A 1664-nucleotide genomic window follows, 5' to 3' on the forward strand; every position below is an offset into this window, starting at 1 on the left:
CACACATTGCTGTGCTTCCACCCCGAACCTATCAACCTCGTCGTCTTCAAGGGGTCTTACTAATTGGGAAATCTCATCTTGAGGGGGGCTTCACGCTTAGATGCTTTCAGCGCTTATCCCGTCCGTACTTGGCTACCCAGCGGTGCTCCTGGCGGAACAACTGGTACACCAGCGGTACGTCCATCCCGGTCCTCTCGTACTAAGGACAGCTCCTCTCAAATTTCCTGCGCCCGCGACAGATAGGGACCGAACTGTCTCACGACGTTCTGAACCCAGCTCGCGTACCGCTTTAATGGGCGAACAGCCCAACCCTTGGGACCTACTTCAGCCCCAGGATGCGATGAGCCGACATCGAGGTGCCAAACCTCCCCGTCGATGTGGACTCTTGGGGGAGATAAGCCTGTTATCCCCAGGGTAGCTTTTATCCGTTGAGCGATGGCCCTTCCATGCGGTACCACCGGATCACTAAGCCCGACTTTCGTCCCTGCTCGACTTGTAGGTCTCGCAGTCAAGCTCCCTTATGCCTTTGCACTCTTCGAATGATTTCCAACCATTCTGAGGGAACCTTTGGGCGCCTCCGTTACATTTTAGGAGGCGACCGCCCCAGTCAAACTGCCCGCCTGACACGGTCCCTGCACCGGTTTCACGGTGCCAGGTTAGAACTCCGATACGATCAGGGTGGTATCCCAACGGTGCCTCCACCGAAGCTGGCGCTCCGGCCTCAAAGGCTCCCACCTATCCTGTACAGATCGTACCAAAGTCCAATATCAAGCTGCAGTAAAGCTCCATGGGGTCTTTCCGTCTTGTCGCGGGTAACCTGCATCTTCACAGGTATTAAAATTTCACCGGATCTCTCGTTGAGACAGCGCCCAAGTCGTTACGCCATTCGTGCGGGTCAGAATTTACCTGACAAGGAATTTCGCTACCTTAGGACCGTTATAGTTACGGCCGCCGTTTACTGGGGCTTCGGTTCACAGCTTCGGGTTACCCCTAACCGCTCCCCTTAACCTTCCAGCACCGGGCAGGCGTCAGCCCGTATACTTCGCCTTACGGCTTCGCACAGACCTGTGTTTTTGCTAAACAGTCGCTTGGGCCTTTTCACTGCGGCCCCCTCGGGCTATTCACCCTACCGAGGCACCCCTTCTCCCGAAGTTACGGGGTCATTTTGCCGAGTTCCTTAACGAGAGTTCTTCCGCGCGCCTTAGCATGCTCTGCTCGCCTACCTGTGTCGGTTTGCGGTACGGGCACCTAGATCTAACTAGAGGCTTTTCTCGACAGCCGGAGTACATGACCTTCGCTACTGCAATTTTCGCTCCCCATCACAGCCCAGCCTAACAGTTGGCGGATTTGCCTACCAACTAGCCTCACTGCTTGGACGGACTATTCCATCAGTCCGCGTCACTGCCCTTCTGTGTCACCCCATTGCTCAAACAATCTTCGGTGGTACAGGAATTTCAACCTGTTGTCCTTCCACTACGCCTTTCGGCCTCGCGTTAGGTCCCGACTTACCCTGAGTGGACGAGCCTTCCTCAGGAACCCTTAGGCTTTCGGCGGACAAGATTCTCACTTGTCTTTTCGTTACTCATACCGGCATTCTCACTTGTATACTGTCCACCAGTCCTTACGGTCTGACTTCAACCTATATACAACGCTCCCCTACCCAA

At 54.9% G+C, this 1664-nt stretch carries 1 rRNA gene; it reads right to left on the minus strand.

Annotated features, from left to right (window positions below):
• Positions 1 to 1664: ribosomal RNA gene (locus D3P07_RS26625) — 23S ribosomal RNA — on the minus strand; the annotation flags it as partial.

The sequence above is a fragment of the Paenibacillus sp. 1011MAR3C5 genome (assembly GCF_003591485.1).
Taxonomy (GTDB): Bacteria; Bacillota; Bacilli; order Paenibacillales; family Paenibacillaceae; genus Pristimantibacillus.